The following is an 18,857-nucleotide window of genomic DNA, read 5'->3' on the forward strand; positions in this document are numbered from 1 at the left end:
TCTTAATAGATCATTTTTCTTTGTGGCTTCGGATTAAAAAGCTGCGTACTTTGCGGTTAAAACCTCTAAGTGGTTTTATCTTCTTTTTCAAATGCTATGAAATGGGAAATTTTGCCTTTTAAATTATAAATCGGCGCTGCATCGACACTGCATTTATAAGTCCTTCCGTCCTTTTTATAGTTTTCTATTGTTTTTTTAAACGGAACTTCTAGTCGGATGGCTTCTTTAATTTCTTTTAAAACAGATTTAGAAGTTGCAGGCCCCTGAAACATTTTAGGTGTTTTTCCTAAAACTTCTTCTTCCTGATACCCTGTCATTCTTTTAATTCGGTTTGAGGCAAAAACAATTTTCAAATCTAAATCAGTAATAAGCACTACTTCTTCTTTGATTCTTTCTTCTATTTTGAGATCTTTTTCGTTCCAGGTAAATTGAGAAGCGATTTTATTTACCTTTTTCAAATCGGCAAAAACAGCTTTTAATTCATTTAAATACTCATAATGAAGATCTAAGGCCAAGATTGGCACCAAAGTGCGGTTTGTTATATCTTCAGAGCTATTCTTTTTCATTTTAAATGAATTTTCGAAATACTTTTCCCTCAAAGATAGCACTAAAATTGCAATTAGATTACGTTAAACCTTATTTATACGAATTAAAAAGCAAATTTCAATTGTACTACAACCGCCTTTTTTTCTTCGGTATTTAAATTACTGAGTGAAATTCCGAGTAACCGAACCGAATCTTTCATTTTTTCCTGATAAAGTAATTCTTCTACAATCTCCATAATCAAACTTTTATCTGAAATAAAATAAGGCAGTGTTTTACTTCTTGTCTGCTGGGTAAAATCGCTGTACTTTATTTTTAGAGTCACTGTTTTTCCTGAAACATTATGCTTCTTTAATCGTTTTTCAAGCGAAACAGCTATTCTCTCTAATTGTTCGAGCATGAAAATTTCTGAAGAAAGATTTACATCAAAAGTATGTTCTGCGGCAACAGATTTAGTTATTCGGTGCGGTTTAACTTCGCTGTTATGAATACCGCGAACCACGCTGTAATAAAAAGTACCAGACTTACCAAAATGTTTTTCAAGAAATTCCAACGATTTGCTTTTAAGATCTAAGCCCGTAAAAATTCCGAGCTGGTACATTTTTTCAGTCGTAACTTTTCCAACACCGTAAAACTTTCTAATAGGCAGTTCTTCTAAAAAAGGAATAATTTCTTCTGGATTAACCGTTTTTTGTCCGTTTGGTTTATTGACATCACTGGCAATTTTAGCTACAAATTTATTGACCGATATTCCTGCCGAAGCGGTTAATCCAACTTCATTAAAAATTCGGTTTCTGATGTCTTGTGCCAATAAACTGGCGCTTGGATTTCCTTTTTTATTTTGGGTTACATCGAGATAAGCTTCATCCAGCGAAAGCGGTTCAACCAGATCGGTATATTCGTGAAAGATTTTATGGATTTTGGATGAAATTTCTTTGTATCGGTCAAATCTTGGGCGGACAAAAATAATTTCGGGACAATATTTTTTGGCCAAAACACCGCTTATAGCACTGCGAACACCAAACTTTCTGGCTTCGTAACTTGCCGCTGCAACTACTCCTCTATTTTCTGAACCGCCTACTGCCAAAGGTTTTCCGCGCAAAGCAGGATTATCCATCTGCTCTACCGAAGCATAAAAAGCATCCATATCAATATGGATAATTTTTCGATATGTTGGCACATTTGACATTATGCAAATTTAAAAAGGAAAAGCAATAAAAAAGCGTTGTCAATAGTTATAAATAGTATCAATTTTTAAAGATTATCAACTAAATGAATCCAAACAAATCATTTTACTTATTTTTGTAGTTACATCCGAAATATTTAAAAATGCGAACATTTGTTATAGGCGACATACACGGAGGATTACTCGCACTTGAACAAGTATTGAAGAAAGCCGAAGTTACTACAAAAGATACTCTTATATTTTTAGGCGATTATGTTGACGGCTGGAGCCAGTCGGCAGAAGTTATTGACTTTTTAATCGACCTTAAAACCAAACAAAACTGCATTTGCATTAGAGGAAATCATGATCAGCTGGCATTAGACTGGCTGGAAAACAGACATGAGGATTTTGATGAAGAAATGTGGTACAAACATGGCGGAAAGGCTACTGTTGAAGGATATTCTAAAATATCTGCTGAAAGAAAAAAAGAACACATTGCTTTTTTTGAATCATTGAAAGATTATTATCTTGATGATGAAAACCGACTTTTTGTTCACGCCGGATTTACCAATTTAAATGGTGTAGTCTGGGAATATTTTCCAAAATTATTTTATTGGGACAGAACACTTTGGGAATCAGCTTTAGCATTAGACCCAAATTTAAAACCTGACGATTTATATTATCCTAAGCGTTTTACCGTTTATAAAGAAATCTACATTGGCCATACTCCTGTTACAAGAATTGGGCAGACTGTTCCTGTAAACAAAGCCTGCGTTTGGAATGTTGATACGGGTGCGGCTTTCAAAGGTCCGTTGACAATTATGGACGTGAATACCAAAGAGTTCTGGCAGAGCGATCCGTTAAATGAATTGTATTCTAACGAAAAAGGTAGGAATTAATCTGTAAAAAACTAAATTTGCACCAGCAAAATAATTAATATTTAAGTTTATGAAAAAAGTTATCACATTATTGTTTTTAGTATCATTTGGATTTATTCAGGCACAAGAGGCTTTTACAGGTAAAGGCGACATTAGAGTAAACGTGGGTGCTAATCTTCAAGATGGCGGTTCAGGAATTCAAGGTTCTGTTGATTTTGGTTTAGGAGAAAATTTCTCGTTTGGATTTGTTGCCAATTACTTACTTGGAGTAGATAATTTTAATGGTTTTTACCACAACGACCCAACTCCATACAACGATTACAAACCAGAATTTAAAGATCGTTTTGATGCAAAGGCTAGAATTAATGCTAACTTAAGCAGTGTTATTGGAGTAAAACAATTAGATGTGTATCCTGGTTTAAGTTTAGGGTTACGTAACTTTGGCGGACATGTTGGAGGACGTTACTTTTTTACTGATGGATTTGGTGTTTTCACAGAGCTTGGTTTTCCAATTGCAAAATACAGCACGGAGAAAGATGTATTCGATCATTTAAACAATCAAGTTACTTTCAGCTTAGGAGCTTCTTTTAAACTGAACTAAGTTTATATTATAATCATAGGCGAGGTTTTGTTTGTGATTTAATTACTTAAAAACGTTTCGCAAAGTTTTATAAATTAAAAACCGCTCAATTTAGAGCGGTTTTTCTTTTTTGGGTAATCTGTAAAAACCTTTTAAGGGTTTCTATTTATTAATCTCTGTTTTTATTTTTTAGCAAATTTCTTAACTATTTTTTCTTTGCCATTATTCAATTCGATAAGATAAATTCCTGTGCTTAATCTGCTTACATCAATTGCGCCTGAAACTTGTCCAGAACCAAGCTGCTGCCCAAGAGCATTAATAATTTTATACGAATATGCATTTTCTTCTGAAACAGTAACATTTAGCTCACTTTCAACAGGGTTTGGATACAATGCAAATCCTTTTGTTTCAGTTTCAACAATTCCCGCAGCAATTGGTTCTGCTTCGATCGTTCCAGAAGCTGTTATGTTTATGGTATAATCTTCAACTTGTCCATAAGAGAATCCTTCGCATGATGTTGGAACAGCATTATATTTCATAGAAACTCTCATTCTTGTTGCGCCTAAAACTGCAGTTGCCGGAATTGTAATCGTTCCTGTTACCGGAGTAGTTTTTGATGCTGCTTTTGTCCAAACTGTTTCTCCAGAATCTGCAAAATCTCCATCTTGGTTATAATCGATAAATACCGCATAACCTTCATTGTAAGTTGTTGATGTCCAAACCGGAGTTATAGTGATTGTGTAAGCACTTCCTCTTGCTGCATTTGTAGAAATAGCAGTATAGTCTTCATACCCCGCTGTTCCGGTTGACGTATTATTGATTGTTCCAAAAACAACTTTACTTATTCTTTCATCAGCAGTGCTGTTTCCCTGAGAAGCACAATACGATACTGTCGCTGCTGTTGTGGTAACGCTAACCGCATTACTTGCTGCAGAAACATTTCCCGCAGCATCTTTAGCTTTTACAGTAAAGCTGTAAGTTGTTAGTGCTGTTAATCCCGTAACATTGTATGAAGTTGTAGTTGATGAACCTTTTAAATTTGTTCCCTGATAAATATCGTATCCTGTAACGGCAACATTATCTGTTGAAGCTGTCCATGTCAAATTTGTTGTTGTTCCGGTTGTTCCAGAAGCTGCCAAACCTGTTGGCGCAGATGGAGCTACTGTATCTGTAGTTCCAGAATAGGCTGCACCTACTCCTATCGCATAAAATGCATTTGTAGTTGCAATAACTTCTGCAGAACCTGCTCCATACAAATCAATAGCAGATTGAATTCCTGATGTTCTTGCATTTGCAAAAGTTGAGTTTGAAGTTAAATAAACATCTTCTAAACGAAATGCAATTTTAGCTGCTTTATCAATTCCAATACCTGTTACGTTGTATGAACTTCCAATATCATTAGTTCCTGTTTTTCCAACAGATAAAATATAAAACCAGTGATTAAAAACTCCAGAGTTGGTATGCACACCGCAATAATCATTACTGCTTGTCGGCGTACAGCTTACACTAATCCAATTTGTTCCTCCATAAGTATCCGGCTGACCTTCTGATTTTGGGTTGCTCATTGAACGAAGAGCTACATGCCCGCTTCTTCTTTCAATATCTTCACCTACTAACCAAGTCGACTTTGTCGGCGCGGCGCGATATTCAATACAAGCTGCCCATATATCAGAGAAAGCTTCGTTCATTGCTCCAGATTCTTTTTGATATGCCAAGTTTGCAGTATATGTACAGACTGCGTGGCCAATTTCATGTCCGGCAACATCTAATGAAGTCAAGATATCAAATCCGCCTGTACCGCTTCCGTCGCCGTATGTCATAACACTTCCGTTCCAGAAGGCATTGTTGTTACTTGAATATCCTGCAGCAATTAAATTATAATGCACATAACTTTTAATTTTTGCCCCGGCATCGTCATAACTATTTCTGCCGTGTACTGCAGACCAATAATCATAGGTCATTTCTGCACCCCAATGTGCGTCGAGCGCTCCATTGTCTTTATTGGTATTATTATATTCTGCTGCTGTCCAGTTATTATCAGCATCGGTAAAGTTTGTTGTTGGATAAGTTGCAGTTCTTGCAGAATTATAAGTTTGAATTCCGCTGCCACGCGTTCCGTCTAATAAAATATAAGATGAACCGCTCAAAGTAGTTTCTATTGTTTGCGTTCCACTGTAACGAGTGGCCGCATTTGCTGCTACTATTGCTTTTTTTGCAGAAGCTGTTTCTTTACTTACATTTTTTGAAGAAGAAACTTTTCTTGCATGAACATTATCGTTTAAGTGCTTAATTGCAGCATTATAAAACAATGCTTTTCCTGTTTGAGCATCTATATACAAATCGCCTCTGCTCAAAGGTTTTGTTGCATAGATATCGAATTTGTAAGCTAGACGAACATTGTCTGTCGTTCTTTTTTCTCCCTGTTGTTCCATATCTGGCAGAAGAACCAGCTCGCCAACAGGTTTTTCATATCCAATTTCTTTAGCATCTTGTGGCTTATCCCAAAGATATTCCGAGGCGTGTGTATGACTAACTGCTCTGTTAAAAGCTTCCTGAGGAGAAAGAGCCGGAGTAAGTTTTACATTTTCGATGTTGTAGTATTCACCATTCATCGAAACTAATCTTCCGTTTTCAGAATGTAAAGTATAATTGGCAAATTCTACTTTAATTCCCTGTTCATACAACTGAAATTTTTCATGCGTGTAACCTTGTTTATCAGTTTCTGTTTTTACTTTTCTAAAAGTCTGATTGTCTTTTAGTCCAAGCTGTTCTTTAAAAACTTTTTGAGAATCTGTTCCTTTATACGTTGATACATCGCTAAAGGTAATTAAACTAGGCTGTCCGTTTTCGGATACATTTTTTTGGCTTATCCTTTTGTCAGTAACCTGCGCAGCTGCAGAAAGTGATAAAATAAGTAAAGCTGCCGTAATAATTCTTGGTAATTTTTTTTCCATAATAATTGGGGGTTTTTTAAGTTTGGTTAAATAATTACAAACAAATGAATTAAAGTAAGTAAATACTTAAATTTGAAATAAAAGTATTTTAATTTTGTTAGATAATCGATGAAATTTGCCGTTAATCGATAAAATGCAACAATTTTTACTTTAAATTCACTTTTATTTAACAAACCGTAAGAAATTCTCAAATAAAAGTGCGAAATTTTGTATAGTTTAAATATTTAAACAACTGAAAAACAGCACAAAACTCAAAAATAAGTCAGTTTTATGGACAGAATTTTAATTTATTCTTACAAAAAAAGCCAGCTTAATGCCGGCTTTTCAATTTTTCGTAAAATTCTTATTTATTTAGATATCCATTTCCGGAATTTCCCCTTCAATTATCAAATCTGCTTCAGTTGAAGCAATAATATGCTCAACAGACACACCTGGCGCTCGTTCTAAGAGCTTAAAACCCTTTTCAGTGACTTCGAGAACTGCGAGCTCAGTTACAACCTTTTTTACGCATCCTACACCAGTTAACGGTAAGGTGCATTTTTTTAGGATTTTAGATTCTCCTGCTTTATTAACGTGCATCATAGCCACAATGATATTTTCGGCAGAAGCCACCAAATCCATTGCGCCTCCCATTCCTTTTACCATTTTTCCGGGAATCTTCCAATTGGCAATGTCTCCGTTTTCAGAAACTTCCATTGCACCCAAAATAGTTAGATCAACTTTTTGGCTGCGGATCATTCCAAAACTAAAAGCCGAATCGAAGAAACTTGCTCCAGGCAATGTTGTTATGGTTTGTTTACCAGCGTTAATAATATCAGCATCTTCTTCTCCTTCAAAAGGAAAAGGCCCCATTCCTAAAACGCCGTTTTCACTTTGAAATTCGACCGCAATATCTTCTCTTACATAATTTGCAACCAGAGTAGGAATTCCAATACCCAGATTCACAAAGTATCTGTCTTTAACTTCTTTTGCAATTCGTTTTGCTATATCTTCTTTTGTTAACATATTTTCTAATGTGTCAATTTGGAAATTAGATGATTAGATAATTCAAAAACAATTATCCAATTGTCCCATTATCTCAATTATCTAATTTCTAGTTCTTACAGTTCGCTGTTCAATTCTTTTTTCAAATTTTTCTCCCTGAAAAATACGCTGTACCATAATTCCGGGAATGTGAATTTGATTTGGATCCAGAGTTCCAACAGGAACCAGTTCTTCAACTTCGGCAATAGTGATTTTTCCAGCTCCCGCCATGCAGGCATTAAAGTTTCTTGCAGTTCCTTTAAAAATAAGATTTCCAGCTTCATCACCTTTCCACGCTTTTACAATTGCAAAGTCTGCTTTAAAGGCTTCTTCCATAATATGCATTTTGCCGTTAAATTCACGTACTTCTTTGCCTTCGGCAACTTCGGTTCCGTAACCAGCAGGTGTAAAAAATGCCGGAATTCCTGCCTGAGCTGCACGACAGCGTTCAGCCAAAGTTCCCTGCGGTGTTAATTCAACTTCCAGTTCTCCAGAAAGCATCTGACGTTCGAACTCAGCATTTTCTCCAACATAAGAAGAAATCATTTTTTTGATTTGTTTTTTCTGCAAAAGCAAACCTAAACCAAAATCATCTACACCTGCATTATTTGAAATACAGGTTAAATCTGAAATTTGAGTATTTACTAATGCAGCGATTGTATTTTCTGGAATACCGCACAAACCAAATCCGCCAAACATAATTGTCATTCCGGTTTCGATTCCTGTAATTGCTTCCTGAACATTATTAACTTTTTTTGTTATCATAACAAATGATCTTTATTACTGTATAATTTTGATAAAAATAAGATTTTTAGATTAAATTATAACGATTTCGTAAAAAATAAATTGAACCATAAAAAAACATCCTTTTGCAATCTTCCTTATCCGGAAAAGTACAAAAGGATGTTTCTATTTTAAAACTGATTCTAAGTTTTACAACTCGAATTCGTCTGTGTTTTGTTCTGTCTGTGTCGTATCTTTTACAATAGCAGGTCTTTGGTAACAGTCTACTTTTATAGAAAGATTTGCCGGACGTTCAAATTCTCCTTTAGAAACCTGAAGGTTTTTATCTCCATAACACAATTTCATGAAATAACCCCAAACTGGTAAAGCTGCAGTTGCTCCTTGTCCGTAAGTTAAACTTTTGAAACGTGCTGAACGGTCTTCACATCCAACCCATACTCCGGTTACTAAGTTTGGAACCATTCCCATAAACCAACCGTCTGATTGATTTTGTGTTGTTCCGGTTTTACCCGCAATTGGATTTGTAAACATATACGGATAACCTGTCCAGCGATTATCTCCGCTTCCGCCGCCTTGTGTACGTAAACGTGAACCTGAACCACTTTCTGTTACACCTTGAAGCAGTTTAATTACTGCAAAGGCAATATCTTTATTTAAAACGTCGTGAGATTCCGGAATTGGTTCATAGATTACCTCACCGCTTTTGTTCTCGATTCTGCTTAAAAATTGTGGTTTAACATAAACTCCCTGATTCGCAAAGGTACTGTAAGCCGCAACCATGTCTTCAACTGTAATATCTACAGCTCCTAAAGCAATTGATGGCTGAACTGGTATTTCTGTTTTAACACCAAGCTTTTTTGTCAAATCAACTACGGCTTCTGGACCGGTTCTGTCAATTAATTTAGCAGAAACGGTATTAATAGAAGCTGCTAAAGCTTGTTTTAAGGTTACCATTCCGCGGTATCTATTGTCAGAGTTTCTTGGTTCCCAGTCTTCTGTTACGTGGTGTCGTCCTTTATGAATCATAAAAGGCCCGTCAAGAATAGAATCGCAAGGAGACATATTCAATTCTTCGATTGCAGTTGCATAAACGAAAGGTTTGAATGTAGATCCTACTTGTCTTGCTCCCTGACCTACGTGATCGTATTGGAAATATTTGTAATTGATTCCTCCAACCCAGGCTTTAATGTTACCCGTTTGAGGCTCCATTGCCATTAATCCTGACTGCAGGAAGTGTTTGTAATAACGAATAGAATCCAGCGGTGTCATAACAGTATCACGTTCTCCTTTCCAGGTAAACACACGCATTCTTGTTTTTATTTTGAAAGAAGCGATAATATCATCTTCGCTTTTATCTGCGTCTTTCATTTGAGCCCAGCGTACAGAGTTTTTCATTGCCTGCATCATGATTCTGTCTGTCTCAGCCTGAGTAATGTTTACGAACGGTGCATTTTTATTGTTTTTTTGTTCAATAAAAAACTGCTGCTGCAAGTTTTTCATGTGCTCAGAAACCGCTTCTTCTGCATAAGACTGCATTCTCGAATCAATGGTAGTATAAATTCTTAAACCATCTTTATAAATATCATAATCAGATCCGTCTGGTTTTTTGTTTTCAGTTACCCATTTTTTCAAGTAATCACGAAGATATTCTCTAAAATAAGTTGCTGTACCTTCACGATGGCTTTCTAATTTAAATTTTAATGCAATTGGTAAAGCCTGTAATCTTTCTTTTTCAGCTTCAGAAATCATTTTTGCTTTCACCATCTGCCCCAAAACCACATTACGACGGTTTTTTACTCCTTCAGGATTTCTAATCGGGTTGTATAATCCAGAGTTTTTGAACATTCCAACCAGCATAGCCGATTCGTCGGTTGTTAAATCTTTTGGCTCTTTTGAGAAATAGGTTTGGGCCGCTGAGCTTACTCCTACTGAATAATTTCCAAAGTCGTAAACGTTGCAATACATTGCTAAAATCTCATTCTTGGTATATTGTCTTTCTAAACGAATGGCGATAATCCATTCTTTTACTTTTTGCAGGATCCTGAAAGGCAGGAAACGAGAACCTTCTCCATGAAACAACTGTTTTGCAAGCTGTTGTGTCAATGTACTTGCTCCTCCGTTTGTACCTAAACTAAAAACGGCTCTTAAAGTTCCACGACCGTCAATTCCTGAATGTTCATAAAAACGAGCATCTTCGGTAGCAACCAGAGCTTCAACTAAATTTTTTGGGAGATCAGAATATTTAAGCTGTGATCTATTGGTTTTGAAATATTTACCTAATACAACTCCATCCGAAGAAATAACTTCGGTAGCTAAATTAGAATCTGGGTTTTCTAAATCTTCAAAAGAAGGCATTGAACCGAAAAGTCCCCAAGAAGCAAATAAGAAAAATGCCAGAATTCCTAACAGGAAATAGGCGAAGATTCTCCAGAACTTCTTTTTGTAGTAATTAATATCCTTTGTGGTATTGGTTTGATTGTTTTTTTTAGCAGCCATAACTATTTTTCTAATCTTTTTGTTCTATTCTAAAACCTACGTCTGTAATACCTTCTAAAGCCTCGACTCCGGGAATTTTCCCTGATTCTCTAACAGCTTGTTTAATATGAACTTTGTACTTTCCTTTAAACTTCACATCTTCTTTGTAGTACAGTTTACTTTCTTTAATATCAGTAAAACCGTTCCCCATTAATGTCCCGTCCGGGTTTGCCATTTGGTATTCTAAAGTATCAACTTTTGTAAAACCGCTTGGTGTTTCAATAGCCACAATTAAAAATAAATTATTGAAAGGATAATTGTTGTTATCTCTCAAATTTACAAACAAATTGTACTTTTTGGTAGAATCTAAAACTGGCAGGTCAAAAGTTACAACGCTGTCTTTGTGCCAGGCACTTCCAACAGATTTGTACTCATCGAATACTCTTTTTTTATCGCACGAAAAAAGAAGTATCGCTGCCAAAAGAAGAATCCCGCTATTTTTTATTCTCATTTTTTGTGATAATTATAGGTTTTCTAGGTTCAGCTGGTTTATTATCATTTGAATTCTGCTTATTCGGATTGTTTGAATTATTCGAATTTTTGTGCTTATTCTTATGATTTGGTTTATTTGGGTTCTGTTTATTCTGCGGATTTGGGTTTCCGCCTGCTGGTTTATTGTTGTTGTTATTTGCCTGTTTTGGTTTTTCCGGCGCAGCAACAACTGCACTCTCAGCATTTTGCTTTTTCTTGCGGTTTGGTTTTTTCTTTCTTTTTGGCTGATCGAAACGTGTTAAACTTTCCTGCCCCATTGCGTTATTAAAGTCTTTTTCAGGTTCTGAAGTAACTTCAATTGCAAAATCTTCTAAAGAAGAAACTTTGTTTTTTTGTTTGTTTTCGGCAATAATTTCTTTTACCTGATCTATTTTTAAAACGTGCCAGTTTGCAAAATTATTGGTATAAGCAAACCACATTAATCCTTTAAAAATATCTTGTTTTTGGCAGACAGCATCACCTTTTTCGGTTACGAGTTTGGTATCGTAATCCGGAAAATCTTTCAAAGCGTCCATGTAAGTATCTAACTCATAGTTTAGACAGCATTTTAGTTTACCGCATTGTCCGGCTAATTTTTGCGGATTAAGTGATAATTGCTGATAACGTGCCGCCGAAGTATTTACACTTCTAAAATCTGTAAGCCATGTTGAACAGCAAAGTTCACGTCCGCAAGAACCAATACCGCCCAAACGAGCTGCTTCCTGACGGAAACCAACTTGCTTCATTTCGACTCTGGTGCTGAATTCTTTTGCAAAATCTTTAATTAAAAGTCTAAAATCGACTCTGTCATTTGCTGTGTAATAAAAAGTAGCTTTCGATCCGTCTCCCTGAAATTCAATATCCGAAATTTTCATTTCCAATTTATGCTGAATTGCCAGTTCACGTGCGCGAACTTTCATTGGTTCTTCACGGTCACGTGCTGTAGACCAGATATCGATATCTTTTTGAGATGCTTTTCTGTAAATTTTTGGAACTTCATTACTGTCTGGATTAACTCCTTTTTTCTTCATTTGAATTTTAACCAATTCTCCTGTCAAAGTAACAATTCCAATATCATGACCAGGCGAAGCAACAGTTGCTACAATATCGCCAATGCTTAAACTTAATTTTTCTGAATTTCTAAAAAATTCCTTACGTCCGTTTTTAAAACGAACCTCAACACAATCAAAAATCGCCTCTCCATTAGACGGACTCATGTTCGAAAGCCAGTCAAAAACTGTCAATTTATTGCAGCTATCGGTGCCGCAACTCCCATTATTTTTACAACCCTTAGGCGTGCCGCCATCTGAGGTTGAACAACTTGTACATGCCATAATTATATATGTAGTGCTGCCAGAATGCAGCTTAAGTTCATAAACGTTTGATCGGTAAAGATAGTATTTTTTTTATTTTGCCATTTATAGATTAGTTCTAAAGGGGTGTTAAATAAAAAATGCTCTTTTTTTTAGCTTCAAATATTTTCTTTTTTTTAAGTTTAATCGAAAAAACATACTGCAAAAAAAAGACTTACCTTATAAAACAATTAAAAATCTAAATTAAAATCATGCCGTTTTCAATAATTACAAACCGAATCGAAAAAGAAACTAAACTTAAAAATTTCGATACTCTTGAAAGTGAAATAAATAATTGTAAAAACATTGACGATTTTATCATTGTAAACAATGACCCTGCTATTGATAAAGCTATTTATTTACAAGCAATAGTTACAGACAAAGAAAAGTTTACGCTGGAAATAAGACTGGAATACGACAATGATTTTTCGCAATATGGAATTGAAAAAGTCACAAAAACAGAATGTTTACATATTTTCAGGCAATATTACGAGGGCAATTTACCTGATTTAAATCAATGGGAAAACATAACAAAATATCTTCTGGAATATTATTATGATACAGAAATTGGTCTAAATCAAAAAACTGTACATCCTTCATTCAATGATTACTTTAAATCTGATTTTTATTTCAGTATAAGTGACTTTTATTCGCCTTTTGGTAATGATGCCGGTTTTGACGCTATGATCGAAACGGAGAAATTTTTACAAGAAGATGATTCAAACAACTTTCATCTTATCCAGTTTATTAATGAAATCAAGGTTGAGAGTTATGATTATAATGAAAATAAAGACAATGAAAATTTACATTTTTTAGTTTACGATCATAACGCAATTGTATCAATTGGTTTTACAAACTTAAAAGTAAACGGATTTATCATGGAAGATGTAAAAGAAAAAACTCTGGCTTCGCTTAATTTTTTAAATCAGGTTCAAAATCATGAGAATTACCAAATCATGATTTCAGATTTAAATAAAATTGAAGCCCAAACATATGGGTTATAAAAGTTGCTGCAACTTCGTTTCAGCACTTTTATTTCTGTTTTAAAACATCATTTCTTCAAAAAAACCTTATTCTGTCAATTTTATGCCGTAAAGAGGCATTTTAAATTTTTATTCTGAAATATATTTAACAATTTTATGTTTTATCTTACAACATGAATTACGTTCTCATGAATTTAAAATTCGTGAGAGTATAAATTGCGTTTATATTTCAACTCAAAATATTTTTTACATGCACACACAAAACATTATCGAACAGTACATTTTTCAAGGAAATCTAGATGCCGCGAGAGAAGCTATTAAAAATGGCGAAGCCTTTTCTGAGCAATATCTTAAAAACAACTTTTCGCAGATAACCGCCAAAATTTTTGATGCAAAAGCTCTTGATCTTGTAGAAGCTTTGATAAAAGCTGGCTTTATAGAAACTGATATTTACGAATTAGACAGTTTTGATAAATCGATTTTCAGTTCATTAGCGCGAAATATAAAAGGAGATGACGAGTCTTTGGCTTTCTTCAAAGAAATAATGTCGAAAATGGACAATGTCAATGACGAAATAAGCGACCAGACTTTGTTGGGTTACTGCATCGAAAAGGAAGCCGTTCCGGAAATCATTAAAAGTTTAATAGAAGATTTTGGCTGTAATGCTCAATATAAAAACAATGCACAGGAAAATTTGATTCATAAAATTGTAAACAACTATTCTCTAAATGCAGAGAAAGGGAAAGAATACATCAAAACTCTTCTTGAAAACGGAGTTGACATCAACGAAAAAAATGTTGTTGGCACTACGCCTCTCATGTATGCAGTGAAAAGAAACAAAAAAGAATACATTCCATTGTTATTAGAAAACGGAGCCGATCCTAACGAAAAAGACAATCAGGAAAACAGTTCATTTTATTATGCCGCTGGCGAACAATTTTCTATGCCAATGTATGAACTTTTAGCAGAATCATCTTCTGCTGATTTCAACAGCATCAATAAAGACGGAAGAACTTTGCTGACCGAATTTATCCGCATGATGTCTGATTCAGAAAATGACTTGAATTCACTGCAAAGATTATTATCTGATGGTGCTGACTTAAAACACAGCGCTTTATATTATGGAAATCCAAAATCGGGCTTAGATTACATCGCTGAGAAAAAATCCGGTATTCTAAAATCTGTATTAGACAGCGGCTCTATTGATATCAACGAACAGGACAATCAAGGAAACACCATTTTACACAAAGTCTGCGCATACAATGTAAATTATGATGCCGAAGCTGCAAAAGAAATCTATAGAAAAGCAAAGCTGCTGCTTGAAAATGGCGCCGATAAAGACATTAGCAACGATAAAGACGAAACAGCCTTAACACTTGCTTCTACAGATAATTTGAAAATAAAAACTGTTGAACTTTTAATGAAAGCCTAATTTTTAGAAATTATATAAAATCAAGATTATATGTCAATGTCATTTATAATTGCCTGTGAAAACGGCAACCGAAAAATAGCCGAATTACTTCTTCAAAATAAAGAAGTAGATGTAAAATATACCGATGAAAAAGGAAGAACTGCTCTTCATTATGCCGCACATAGAGGATATCTGGATATTGTAAAAATTTTATGCGAAGATGGTGCAGATTTAGATTATGAAGATCATGAAGGCGAAACGCCTTTGTTCTTTGCCTGTCTTCAAAAGCAAAAACAAACTGCCTTGTATCTTTTAGAAAATGGAGCAAAAATCGAAATCAATGACAAAAGCGGAAACAGCCTTTTGCATTTAACGGTTCAGACAGCACAAATTGAAATTGCAACAAAGTTGCTTGAAGCTGGTATTGATGTTAATTTACTGAACAACAATGGAGAAACTCCGCTTATATTGGCATCTGCACGACTAAACAGAGAAATTATACAATTGCTTTTAGACAAAGGAGCCGATATTAATGTAACGGATAAGCAGGGAAATACGCCATTACTTTATGCTTGTTACACCAAATCGATTCCAATGGTGACTTTGCTTTTAGACAATGGTGCCGAGGTCAATCATACCAACCATGCCGGAGAAAATGCTCTTTTAATTGCCTGTTATGAAACCAATAGAATGCTTGCCAAATTATTGGTAGAAAGAGGTGCCGACGTATTTACATCAAACAACAATGGATATTCTCCTATTTGGTATGCTTGTTCAAATAATCAGAAAGAAATTGTGGCTTTGTTCCTGGAAAATGGTGTTGATGTAAATTACAGCAAACCAGTCGCAGGCGATACAGCATCAATGAACGATTATCTGGATTGGGTTGTAAGTGCATCTAATATCGCTAACGATTCTAGTTTTACACTCAGCGATTCATATAACTATGGCGGAGAAAGCCTTTTGCACGTTGCTACAAAAAAAGGTAATTTAAGTATGGTAAAACTGCTTATTGAAGCCGGAGCGAATATCAATATTCAAGATGAGTCTGGAAATACGCCTCTTCACTACAGTGCTGCCAACGGAAAGAAAGATGTTGTAAAATATCTGCTTGACAATAAAGCCGATGCATCAATCGTAAACGTGAAAGAGCAAAAAGCAATTGACTATTCAAACGTAAAAGGTTTTAATGAAATTACAGAATTAATCTTAAAATATGCTCCTTTGGGAACGGTCGTAAACCCTATACAAACAACACCGCAAAGTGAAGCACCAAAAGCTGATTCTTCAAATTCTATGGAAGCAAAGAAAAAGGCATTACTGGATTTAAAAGAACTTCTGGATGCCGGCATTTTAACATCAGAAGAATTTGAAAGTGAGAAAAGTAAAATTTTAAAAGGCTAAATTTTCATTTATAAGATTTTGCAATGAGAAAAACTATCTGGATCTCTTTATTAACGGTATCTGTTTTTACTGTACTTACTCTTTCAACCGCCAGTTTACATAGACAGGTTGATGGAAATGACGCGTATGGTTTTCCTGCTCGTTTTTATATTCTTTATAGTGAAATGGTTTATCCTGCTCCAGCTTCAGAAATGACACGTTTCATTTTTCTAAATCTAGTTATTGATATTGTATTCGCTTTTATAATTACAATGCTGATTTTTGAAATTTATAAAAAGCTAAAAAAGATGTTCATCAGAAATAAAGTAAAATCCTAAAACCATAAAATGATGTTTGATATTGTATCTGTAATCTCAAAGCACACTGCATTTTTAGAAGACAAATTAAAGCAGTTAAATCTTAATCAAAGAAAAAGTATTGGTAAAGCCTTTATTCCATTCTATTTTCTATTGCCTGAAACAGTGGAATGTATCGAACATCATTTAAAAATTAAAATTTCTAAATCAAAACTGATTCAGGACTTAGAGAATAATACTCTTCAGTATTTTAAAGATGCATTAAAAAACTATGATGCCGAAACAGATGAATATGCTGAAAATTTTGAAGAACTCGATCCTATGGAAGTCAACATTATAAGCGGTTTAGAAAATTCTGTACGTGCTTACGACAAATCAGAATATGCCGTTTACAACTTTTTATTGGTGATTGATATTTTGGACTATTACGAAAATTTCTCTGATAACCCTGAATACTGGAATAATCTGCTTAAAGAAGAAATTGATTTTCAACAGAAAATTGTGGAACAGATTTCAAACGGATCAGTTATTGACGAAAGCATCTATTTTGAGCGATATAAAGAGGTACAATTTGATGAAATTTAAACCCTTTCTGCAATGAAATATTGATTTTGCCTTTTCTATTTATTTAATCACAAACAAATCATAAAAAAACCTAACCTTAAAACTATATGAATAAATATTTAACATTAATTGGTATACTTCTACTATTATCTGGAGCTGCTGCATGTAAAAAAGAAAAACAAACATCAACCGTTGAAACTTTAAACAATCCAGAAGAAATTTCAGAAGATAATGCTTCGACAGTTGAGAAAGGCAAAAGTCCAGAAGAATTTGTACCAAAAGGTTATGTCATTTTTGATACCATATACGGAGATTTAAACAAAGACAAACTTGATGATCTTTTGTTTATTATTAAAGGAACTGATAAAAGCAAAGTCATTCAAGATGAAAATCGCGGCCAGCTAGACCGCAACCGCAGAGGTATAATTGTACTTTTAAACAAAAATGAAGGTTATGAACTTGCTGTTAAGAATTATGATTGTTTTTCGTCTGAAAATGAAGATGGCGGCGCTTACTTTGCTCCGGAATTAAGCGTTGAAATAACCAAAGACAAATTATTTATAAGCTATGGATACGGAAGATATGGATATTGGCAATACATGTTCAGGCTTCAGGACAATGATTTAGCACTTATTGGTTATGATTCCAGCAGTAACAACGGACCTGTAGTAAATGTCGAAACTAGTATAAATTTCCTTACTAGAAAAAAGATAACAAATGTAAATACAAACGAAAATGCTGACAGCGGTGAAGAAGTTTTTGAAAAAACCGAAACTAAAATCGTCAGAAGCAAACTTATGAAATTATCTGAAATCAAAGATTTTGATGAACTGCGTTTTTTTGATGAATAATTTTAATACAACAACTTTATGAAAATAAAATTATGCTTCGTTCTCTTTCTTTTTGCAGAAATATATAATGTAAGCGCCCAAAAAGCATATATCGTAAATGATTTCCTAAAGGATTATACTTTGTACTTTGTGAAACAAACTAAAGATTCAGAAACAAAAGAATATTATAAACTTACAGAGAATCAAACTAAGAAAACAGTACTCGAATATGGTTCGATTGAACTTTCTAAATCAGAAACACTAAAAACAGCTAAAATCACGGCTTTCAAAAGTATTCCAGAAAGTAACATTCGTGTTTTGGGTGATGTAAACTTTGATGGCAGAAAAGACATTGTAATCCATGAAACCGAAATAAACGATGATGGCTGTTATACTGCTCAGGCAACAGCGCATGTTTTTATCAATACACCAGGCAATTTTCTCAGCAGTCCAAGTATTAGCCGCTTATATAACGATGCTTATTGTGTACGAGGTGGATCATTTGAAATTGACTCTAAAAACAAACGTGTTATTACTTCGAGCAGCGGCGGAGCGGCGCTTCATGTCTACTCTTACTACAGTATTTCCGGTATAGAAGCAAAAGAGATAGCTGCTTTTGAGGAAAGAGCAGATGCATTTTCTCCGTTTATAACAATAACAGGTAAAAAATGGAAAGACAACAACTGGGTTTCCGTTACAACCTTATCAGTTTATGAACCAGGCTTAAACAAAGTGTTTTCTTTTGACACTAAAAACGGAAAAGGACGGGTGCTTTTATTTAAAGCGAAAGATATCCTGTACTATGCCTTTCAACAAAATGACGAATATAAGTTTATCTCTTTTGCCTATCCATCAAGTCCTGAAAAAGCAGACAAATCGACTTTTAAATTTAGAAAAAAAAATACTGCTTATGAATTAGAATTCAACAGCGGTCCCATAAAATATATCGCATATGAAACTCCAACCAAAACAGGCATTAAAATTTATGTAAATGGGAAATTATCTGATTGGCAAGGAACAGCTAAAACTGGAACTTTAGCAGCATTAGCAAATACCGATTTTAAAAATGTGATAAAAGAATAACAACTCAATAAAAATAGCTGCAGATTGCAGCTGTTTTTATT

At 34.5% G+C, this 18,857-nt stretch carries 17 protein-coding genes; 9 read left to right on the top strand and 8 right to left on the bottom strand.

The genetic code is table 11. The features are described from left to right. Positions 1-65 precede the first annotated feature (65 nt). Together PQ462_RS23405 and dinB are read right to left on the bottom strand one after the other, a co-directional pair. Positions 66-566 carry a PAS domain-containing protein gene (locus tag PQ462_RS23405; RefSeq protein ID WP_274251804.1) on the bottom strand — a complete coding sequence of 167 codons (501 nt, stop codon included), beginning with the start codon at positions 564-566 and terminating at the stop codon, positions 66-68. Between the two features lie 83 nt (positions 567-649). Continuing rightward, on the bottom strand, positions 650-1,732 hold the full coding sequence (gene dinB / locus PQ462_RS23410; RefSeq protein ID WP_274251805.1) for a DNA polymerase IV: 1,083 nt from the start codon (positions 1,730-1,732) through the stop codon (positions 650-652). 140 nt (positions 1,733-1,872) lie between these two features. Between dinB and PQ462_RS23415 the strand changes: the two genes are divergently transcribed. After that, on the top strand, positions 1,873-2,607 hold the full coding sequence (locus tag PQ462_RS23415) for a metallophosphoesterase family protein (protein ID WP_274251806.1): 735 nt from the start codon (positions 1,873-1,875) through the stop codon (positions 2,605-2,607). Between the two features lie 49 nt (positions 2,608-2,656). Next, the gene (locus PQ462_RS23420) at positions 2,657-3,187 is read left to right on the top strand and encodes a DUF6646 family protein (RefSeq protein ID WP_274251807.1); all 531 of its coding nucleotides are present in this window, start codon (positions 2,657-2,659) and stop codon (positions 3,185-3,187) included. Between the two features lie 161 nt (positions 3,188-3,348). On the opposite strand, the gene PQ462_RS23425 is transcribed toward PQ462_RS23420, so the two are convergent. From PQ462_RS23425 to PQ462_RS23450, 6 genes are all read right to left on the bottom strand, one after another. Continuing rightward, entirely contained in the window at positions 3,349-6,120 is a 2,772-nt protein-coding gene (locus PQ462_RS23425) for a M4 family metallopeptidase (RefSeq protein ID WP_274251808.1), read from the bottom strand. A gap of 351 nt (positions 6,121-6,471) precedes the next feature. Next, positions 6,472-7,125 (bottom strand): CoA transferase subunit B, encoded by a 654-nt coding sequence (locus tag PQ462_RS23430; RefSeq protein ID WP_012022974.1) that lies wholly within the window; start codon positions 7,123-7,125, stop codon positions 6,472-6,474. An 81-nt stretch (positions 7,126-7,206) separates the two neighbouring features. After that, a complete protein-coding gene (locus PQ462_RS23435; RefSeq protein ID WP_274251809.1) occupies positions 7,207-7,908 on the bottom strand; it encodes a CoA transferase subunit A in 702 nt (233 codons plus the stop codon). Between the two features lie 168 nt (positions 7,909-8,076). After that, entirely contained in the window at positions 8,077-10,383 is a 2,307-nt protein-coding gene (locus tag PQ462_RS23440; RefSeq protein ID WP_274251810.1) for a penicillin-binding protein 1A, read from the bottom strand. 10 nt (positions 10,384-10,393) lie between these two features. Next, the gene (locus tag PQ462_RS23445) at positions 10,394-10,873 is read right to left on the bottom strand and encodes a gliding motility lipoprotein GldH (RefSeq protein ID WP_012022977.1); all 480 of its coding nucleotides are present in this window, start codon (positions 10,871-10,873) and stop codon (positions 10,394-10,396) included. After that, entirely contained in the window at positions 10,857-12,227 is a 1,371-nt protein-coding gene (locus PQ462_RS23450; RefSeq protein WP_274251811.1) for a PSP1 domain-containing protein, read from the bottom strand. The genes PQ462_RS23445 and PQ462_RS23450 overlap by 17 nt, the downstream gene beginning before the upstream one ends. Positions 12,228-12,457: 230 nt before the next feature. Here PQ462_RS23450 and PQ462_RS23455 point away from each other — a divergent pair, with 230 nt between their 5' ends. From PQ462_RS23455 to PQ462_RS23485, 7 genes are all read left to right on the top strand, one after another. Continuing rightward, on the top strand, positions 12,458-13,249 hold the full coding sequence (locus PQ462_RS23455) for a hypothetical protein (protein WP_274251812.1): 792 nt from the start codon (positions 12,458-12,460) through the stop codon (positions 13,247-13,249). Positions 13,250-13,478: 229 nt separating this feature from the next. Then, entirely contained in the window at positions 13,479-14,660 is a 1,182-nt protein-coding gene (locus tag PQ462_RS23460) for an ankyrin repeat domain-containing protein (protein ID WP_274251813.1), read from the top strand. 30 nt (positions 14,661-14,690) lie between these two features. Beyond that, a complete protein-coding gene (locus PQ462_RS23465; RefSeq protein ID WP_274251814.1) occupies positions 14,691-16,043 on the top strand; it encodes an ankyrin repeat domain-containing protein in 1,353 nt (450 codons plus the stop codon). A 23-nt stretch (positions 16,044-16,066) separates the two neighbouring features. Then, positions 16,067-16,360 carry a hypothetical protein gene (locus PQ462_RS23470; protein WP_274251815.1) on the top strand — a complete coding sequence of 98 codons (294 nt, stop codon included), beginning with the start codon at positions 16,067-16,069 and terminating at the stop codon, positions 16,358-16,360. Between the two features lie 9 nt (positions 16,361-16,369). After that, positions 16,370-16,924 carry a hypothetical protein gene (locus tag PQ462_RS23475; RefSeq protein ID WP_274251816.1) on the top strand — a complete coding sequence of 185 codons (555 nt, stop codon included), beginning with the start codon at positions 16,370-16,372 and terminating at the stop codon, positions 16,922-16,924. Between the two features lie 86 nt (positions 16,925-17,010). Next, positions 17,011-17,754: a hypothetical protein gene (locus PQ462_RS23480; RefSeq protein ID WP_274251817.1), complete on the top strand. Its 744-nt coding sequence runs from the start codon at positions 17,011-17,013 to the stop codon at positions 17,752-17,754. An 18-nt stretch (positions 17,755-17,772) separates the two neighbouring features. Further along, the gene (locus PQ462_RS23485) at positions 17,773-18,816 is read left to right on the top strand and encodes an XAC2610-related protein (RefSeq protein ID WP_274251818.1); all 1,044 of its coding nucleotides are present in this window, start codon (positions 17,773-17,775) and stop codon (positions 18,814-18,816) included. Positions 18,817-18,857 lie beyond the last annotated feature (41 nt).

The organism is Flavobacterium sp. KACC 22758 (assembly GCF_028736135.1).
GTDB lineage: Bacteria > Bacteroidota > Bacteroidia > Flavobacteriales > Flavobacteriaceae > Flavobacterium > Flavobacterium johnsoniae.